The sequence below is a fragment of the Citrobacter sp. Cf132 genome (assembly GCF_030333885.1).
In the GTDB taxonomy this organism is placed as follows: Bacteria; Pseudomonadota; Gammaproteobacteria; order Enterobacterales; family Enterobacteriaceae; genus Citrobacter; species Citrobacter freundii.
On sequence record NZ_JAOWFA010000030.1, the window covers coordinates 1 to 5,395 of the forward strand.

The 5,395-nt window shown below is 59.9% G+C and carries 9 protein-coding genes and 1 pseudogene; 2 read left to right on the forward strand and 8 right to left on the reverse strand.

Going from position 1 to position 5,395, the window contains the following annotated elements; all coding sequences use genetic code 11:
• Nucleotides 1-251: 251 nt before the first annotated feature.
• The 8 genes from OGV85_RS01535 to OGV85_RS01570 form a co-directional block, all read right to left on the reverse strand.
• A complete protein-coding gene (locus OGV85_RS01535) occupies nucleotides 252-608 on the reverse strand; it encodes a transposase (RefSeq protein WP_286552937.1) in 357 nt (118 codons plus the stop codon).
• Nucleotides 581-1,138 (reverse strand): recombinase family protein, encoded by a 558-nt coding sequence (locus OGV85_RS01540; protein ID WP_003100847.1) that lies wholly within the window; start codon nucleotides 1,136-1,138, stop codon nucleotides 581-583. The genes OGV85_RS01535 and OGV85_RS01540 overlap by 28 nt, the downstream gene beginning before the upstream one ends.
• Entirely contained in the window at nucleotides 1,132-1,503 is a 372-nt protein-coding gene (locus OGV85_RS01545; RefSeq protein ID WP_003100853.1) for a hypothetical protein, read from the reverse strand. Before OGV85_RS01545 ends, OGV85_RS01540 begins: the two co-directional genes overlap by 7 nt.
• Entirely contained in the window at nucleotides 1,500-2,000 is a 501-nt protein-coding gene (locus tag OGV85_RS01550) for a hypothetical protein (RefSeq protein ID WP_003100856.1), read from the reverse strand. The genes OGV85_RS01545 and OGV85_RS01550 overlap by 4 nt, the downstream gene beginning before the upstream one ends.
• Entirely contained in the window at nucleotides 1,997-2,323 is a 327-nt protein-coding gene (locus tag OGV85_RS01555) for a hypothetical protein (protein ID WP_003100858.1), read from the reverse strand. The genes OGV85_RS01550 and OGV85_RS01555 overlap by 4 nt, the downstream gene beginning before the upstream one ends.
• A gap of 254 nt (nucleotides 2,324-2,577) precedes the next feature.
• The gene (locus OGV85_RS01560) at nucleotides 2,578-2,934 is read right to left on the reverse strand and encodes a cupin domain-containing protein (RefSeq protein ID WP_000215515.1); all 357 of its coding nucleotides are present in this window, start codon (nucleotides 2,932-2,934) and stop codon (nucleotides 2,578-2,580) included.
• A 236-nt stretch (nucleotides 2,935-3,170) separates the two neighbouring features.
• Nucleotides 3,171-3,557 carry a HepT-like ribonuclease domain-containing protein gene (locus OGV85_RS01565; RefSeq protein WP_003100872.1) on the reverse strand — a complete coding sequence of 129 codons (387 nt, stop codon included), beginning with the start codon at nucleotides 3,555-3,557 and terminating at the stop codon, nucleotides 3,171-3,173.
• The gene (locus OGV85_RS01570; protein WP_001247892.1) at nucleotides 3,554-3,844 is read right to left on the reverse strand and encodes a nucleotidyltransferase family protein; all 291 of its coding nucleotides are present in this window, start codon (nucleotides 3,842-3,844) and stop codon (nucleotides 3,554-3,556) included. The genes OGV85_RS01565 and OGV85_RS01570 overlap by 4 nt, the downstream gene beginning before the upstream one ends.
• A 158-nt stretch (nucleotides 3,845-4,002) precedes the next feature.
• Between OGV85_RS01570 and OGV85_RS01575 the strand changes: the two genes are divergently transcribed.
• Both OGV85_RS01575 and OGV85_RS01580 read left to right on the forward strand, forming a co-directional pair.
• Entirely contained in the window at nucleotides 4,003-4,815 is an 813-nt protein-coding gene (locus tag OGV85_RS01575) for a DUF4158 domain-containing protein (protein ID WP_004187445.1), read from the forward strand.
• A gap of 32 nt (nucleotides 4,816-4,847) precedes the next feature.
• Nucleotides 4,848-5,144 (forward strand): annotated as a pseudogene (locus OGV85_RS01580) (transposase); the annotation flags it as partial.
• Nucleotides 5,145-5,395: the final 251 nt, after the last annotated feature.

Consider the following 5,395-nt stretch of genomic DNA (forward strand, 5'->3'; position numbering starts at 1 on the left):
CTTCCCCGAACAGTCAACGCCGGTATTTATGGTTTCTGTCTGCTCTTCAGTAAAAATAAAGGGGAGAGACTGCGGTACTATAAACGGCCATGATGAATCGTCATCGATTCGGGCCCTGATGAAAGACGCGCGTGAGGTTCTTGTTCGTTAAGCGGATACGTATATCCTGTACAATAGCCAGATAGGCCTCACGGGGTCTAACCCTTTATCATCAACGAATTGCAGGTCAGATGGTTATACAGCTTCGAGCTTTAGTTGACTGAGTACAGCCGGAAATCATCACCGTAATGTAGTGATGCCCAACACAGCCGCGCATTTTTGGCGGCGATGGCCACAACAGCCCGCCAGTACCCTCTGCGCTCAACCAACATACAAACCCAACGGCTGAATGAGTCAGTCCTTTTCCCGGCGCCAATAAGCACTGAACGAGCCCCCTGAACCAGAAGCGTTCGCAGATACGAATCACCGGCTTTTGTGATCCTGCCGAGTTTCGACTTTCCCCCGCTGCTGTATTGTGATGGCGTCAGCCCCAGCCAGGCTGCCAGTTGGGGTCGTCTCAGAAAACGGAAAATAAAGCACGCTAAGCGTGCGTGGAGGCTGGCACCCAGCGGTACAGCGTCGGAATGGACACGCCGAGGTTCTTGGCCACGTCCTTGGGCGGCACCCCGCTGGCCAGCAGCTTCTTGGCCGACTCGATCTTGCTGTCGGTCATCTTCGGCTTGCGGCCGCCTTTGCGGCCGAGCTGCTTGGCGACTTCCAGCCCGGCGCGGGTGCGCTCGACGGTCAGCTCGCGCTCCATTTCGGCAAGGCTCGCCATGACGTGGAAGAAGAACCGCCCGGATGGTGTGCCGGTGTCGATGGAGTCGGTGAGGCTCCTGAACTGGACACCGTGCTTGTGCAGATCGCCGACCAGATCGACCAGTTGCTTGACCGACCGGCCCAGCCGGTCGAGCTTCCAGACGACCAAAGTATCGCCTTCGCGCAGCATTTCGAGCGTCTTGGCCAAGCCAGGCCGGTCTGCCCGCGTGCCACTCACCTTGTCCTCGAAGACCTTTTTACATCCGGCCTTGCTCAAGGCTTCGCGTTGCAGCTCCAGGTTCTGATCCTGCGTCGAGACGCGCGCATAGCCAATCAACATGGCTTGTCTCGCGCCCGGTCGATGCGTTCCTGCATCGCCTGCATCACTTCTTCGTGGGTGTACGATCTGGCGTTGGCGTCGGTGGCTTGCCGCAGGGCTTCCTCAACCTCGCGCGTCATCCGCTCGTAATCCTCCGGCCACAGCGCTTGCTCCATGCGCAGCGACGCCTGACCCAGCAGGTGCAGCAGGCTGAACAGCCGCATGTCGTTGGTGGCGACGATGCGCTCCCGAATCTGCTCCTGAATAGCTTCGCTAGCCCGATGCGCTTGTGGTGTGGCAGTCCCCTCGTAGTCAGCGGGGAATTCCGCTTCCTCGGCAATCCTTGCCCAGGCGCTGGCCAGCGCCTCGATGGTTGACGTGCTCATTTCCGCCGCTCCTGTGCTCTTTGGCGAATCAACCGGCCAAGGGGCCTCGACGCGAAAACCAGCAGCATCACGCCTATCGGATACCAGGTCGAGAAGACCACCAAGGCATCGAAGGCTGGCCGTCCGGTGTTGGTAGGCAGTACGGCGGTCACAGCCATCAACCCGCCGACCGTCCAGATGATGCGCCACACGTAGGGCATCACGCGGGGCACGTAGCCGTCATCGAAAGCGGTCTGGTAGTAGCGGCGCAGGCCGCGCTCGGCAAGCGCCTGGCGCTGCCGCTCCGACAGCGCATCCGTCCGGCCATACCAGCGCCGGAATGGTGGACAGCGCAGCAGCAAAGGGGTGAAGAGGATCATCACCGCCACGATCGCGACACCCCACGCCATGACGGCGCCGGCATCGGGCCGCTTGGCGTTCTCGATCACGGGCGCGAAGACGCCCGGAGCACCGATCATCCAGAACAGCGCAATGTGCTGATGGAAGGAGAGCTTCATTTGCTCATCCACTTGCGCAGCAGGCGCTTTTTCAGGGAGGCGCGTTCTTGCGGGTTGCGTCCCTTGTGATTGGCGATGCGATCCGCCGTGGCGGCCTGGCGCTTGACGGGCCAGTAGGAGCGGCCATCCTTGCCCATCGACCAGACGCTGCTGGCCTGGTTTTCCAGCAGGGGCAGATGGGCGCTCAGGGCTTCGGGCGACGCGCTGGTCAGCGCCGTGCGCTCACGGGTGCGCCAGCGCTGATGCCAGAGCTTCTTGTCCTCGCGCTCGCTGCCGCAGGTCGTGTGCCCGACGATGGGTGTTTTGCGGCGGCTGCGGCTCATAACGTAGTGGTCTCCAAGAACATTCAGGACTGATCCCAGGCGTCGATGGTCAAGACCTGATCGGCAGGACAGGCGGCTACGCGGTCGGGAACTGGATGGTGTTCAGTCTCATGCCGACCCCATTCGATTGATCGCGTCGCTTGCGGCACGCTGCGACGCAAGGAGGTTTGCGACCTGGTTTAGCAGCCGTGTCCGCTGCATGTCTGTTACCTATCTCCCCGACCGCTCATTGGACCAACTCCAGAGATTGGGCTCTATCGCTCAGCCAATACGAAACCGGCATTGGCTGATGCCACAACCGAGACTAACACAAATGGCTCGGTACCTGTATTTCGCGCCCCGTGCACTTGGCCCGGTCTTGCCACGGCTATCTCACCTTCCCTGAGGGCACGAACAATCCCATTGCCCTGAAAGTAATCAGCCATTCCCGACAAAACAGTCCACGTGTCTTGGCCGTGAGGATGAATGTGAGCCGCAATTTCCTGCCCGGGATGGACATGCCAAACCACGATAATTGAGTCTCGGGTTTCAAGCACAACGGAACGAATAGGCTCGCCTTCGGACGGCTGAACATACTCGGCTACAGAAAATATTCTCGATTCAACAGTCATCGGAGATCCCTCTTTCACAGTGCACCCAGACAGGCTGGATATGAGTTCTAACTCGAATTTGAACGGGAGGCTGGTCGTGCGGTCGTGCAGTTGCCGATGAGCGTGTCGGCTGCTGCCTCCTTGCCCACCAGCGAACTCACGTCCGTTGCGGCCATCCAGAAGGTCTTGCCCGAGCGCGGCTCATAGGTCGCGGGATCGAACACGCCAGAGGGGCCGAACATCGGCGGCTTGATTGGTCATGGCTCCATGCCTTTGTCGTTACGGTCTTCATCGTCGGCATCCTGACGCACGGCGGGCAATTGCTGGAGCAACGCCGGCAGCCATTCCTGTACCGTCTCCCACACCACATCGAGGTTGATGTCGAAATAGCCGTGAGCCATGCGATTACGCATATTGCGCATGCTGCGCCACGGCACGTCGGCATGCGCCTGGGTGAACTCGACGTAGCCATCCATCACCTTTGTGGCCGCCTCGCCGATGACGATCAGGCTCATGATGACGGCCTGCTGGGTGCGCTTGTCGGCCAAGAAGTCGTCCTTGGCCATCCCTTCCACGAAGCTGCGCGCATCGGTTGCGGCCTGCTGAATGTGGTCGAGGTAATCGGGCAGGCGGTTCTCGCTCATATCGGTTGCGCCTCCGCGAGCACCTTGGCCCGGAACTTCGGCGGCAGGTCGCCGGGAGTCAGCAGATCGACGTCAACGCCGAGCAGCGATTTCAGTTCTTCTTCCAAATCGCCCAAGTCCAACAACGTGGCACCGGGCAGCGCATCGACCAACAGGTCGAGGTCGCTGCCATCCCGGTCGGTGCCATGCAGCACCGAGCCGAAGACGCGCGGGTTCGCGGCGCGAAAGCGGCCTACCGCTTCACGCACTGCGCTTCGCTTCATGTCAAGCACAACAGACGGTCGCATGCGCATCCTTTCTTATCGAAACTCGTTGAGATGATATGCAATCAAGAATAGAATTTCAAGAACTATTTTCGAGAATCGCAATGCCTTGATTCCCGTGCCGCGCCGGTTGCCTTGGCGGGCTTGTCACAAACCTACGTTTTCAAGAAGAAGGAAACCGCATGCCCCGCCGTTCGATCCTCTCCGCCGCCGAGCGCGAAAGCCTGCTGGCGTTGCCGGACACCAAGGATGAGTTGATCCGTCACTACACGTTCAGCGAAAGCGACCTCTCCATCATCCGGCAGCGGCGCGGCCCGGCCAATCGGCTGGGCTTCGCGGTGCAGCTCTGCTACCTGCGCTTTCCCGGCGTCATCCTTGGCGCTGATGAGCCACCGTTCCCGCCATTGCTGAGACTGGTCGCCAACCAGCTCAAGGTCGGCATCGAAAGCTGGGACGAGTACGGGCAGCGTGAGCAGACCCGACGCGAGCACCTGGTCGAGCTGCAAACGGTGTTCGGCTTCCAGCCGTTCACGATTGGCCACTACCGGCAGGCTGTCCAGTTGCTGACCGAGCTGGCCATGCAAACCGACAAGGGCATCGTGCTGGCCAGAGCCTTGATCGAGCACCTGCGGCGGCAGTCGGTCATTGTGCCCGCCCTCAACGCCGTCGAGCGGGCGAGCGCCGAAGCGATTACCCGCGCCGTGTTCTTCAACCGCCTGGGGGAAATCCGCGACCGCAGCTTCGAGCAGCAGCGCTACCGGGCCAGCGGCCTCAACCTGGTGACGGCGGCCATCGTGCTATGGAACACGGTCTATCTGGAGCGGGCCGCGAACGCCTTGCGTGGCCACGGTCAAGCCGTCGATGACGGCCTGTTGCAGTACCTGTCGCCGCTCGGCTGGGAGCACATCAACCTGACCGGCGATTACCTCTGGCGCAGCAGCGCCAAGATCGGCGCGGGCAAGTTCAGGCCGCTACGGCCGCTGCAACCGGCTTAGCGTGCTTTATTTTCCGTTTTCTGAGACGACCCCAACTGGCAGCCTGGCTGGGGCTGACGCCATCACAATACAGCAGCGGGGGAAAGTCGAAACTCGGCAGGATCACAAAAGCCGGTGATTCGTATCTGCGAACGCTTCTGGTTCAGGGGGCTCGTTCAGTGCTTATTGGCGCCGGGAAAAGGACTGACTCATTCAGCCGTTGGGTTTGTATGTTGGTTGAGCGCAGAGGGTACTGGCGGGCTGTTGTGGCCATCGCCGCCAAAAATGCGCGGCTGTGTTGGGCATCACTACATTACGGTGATGATTTCCGGCTGTACTCAGTCAACTAAAGCTCGAAGCTGTATAACCATCTGACCTGCAATTCGTTGATGATAAAGGGTTAGACCCCGTGAGGCCTATCTGGCTATTGTACAGGATATACGTATCCGCTTAACGAACAAGAACCTCACGCGCGTCTTTCATCAGGGCCCGAATCGATGACGATTCATCATGGCCGTTTATAGTACCGCAGTCTCTCCCCTTTATTTTTACTGAAGAGCAGACAGAAACCATAAATACCGGCGTTGACTGTTCGGGGAAG

Excerpts from the sequence above, each read along its gene's own strand:
- OGV85_RS01550 (WP_003100856.1), bottom strand. The coding sequence starts at position 2,000 with ATGAAGCTCTCCTTCCATCAGCACATTGCGCTGTTCTGGATGATCGGT.
- OGV85_RS01570 (WP_001247892.1), bottom strand. The coding sequence starts at position 3,844 with ATGCGACCGTCTGTTGTGCTTGACATGAAGCGAAGCGCAGTGCGTGAA.
- OGV85_RS01545 (WP_003100853.1), bottom strand. The coding sequence starts at position 1,503 with ATGAGCACGTCAACCATCGAGGCGCTGGCCAGCGCCTGGGCAAGGATT.
- OGV85_RS01540 (WP_003100847.1), bottom strand. The coding sequence starts at position 1,138 with ATGTTGATTGGCTATGCGCGCGTCTCGACGCAGGATCAGAACCTGGAG.
- OGV85_RS01565 (WP_003100872.1), bottom strand. The coding sequence starts at position 3,557 with ATGAGCGAGAACCGCCTGCCCGATTACCTCGACCACATTCAGCAGGCC.
- OGV85_RS01560 (WP_000215515.1), bottom strand. The coding sequence starts at position 2,934 with ATGACTGTTGAATCGAGAATATTTTCTGTAGCCGAGTATGTTCAGCCG.
- OGV85_RS01575 (WP_004187445.1), top strand. The coding sequence starts at position 4,003 with ATGCCCCGCCGTTCGATCCTCTCCGCCGCCGAGCGCGAAAGCCTGCTG.
- OGV85_RS01555 (WP_003100858.1), bottom strand. The coding sequence starts at position 2,323 with ATGAGCCGCAGCCGCCGCAAAACACCCATCGTCGGGCACACGACCTGC.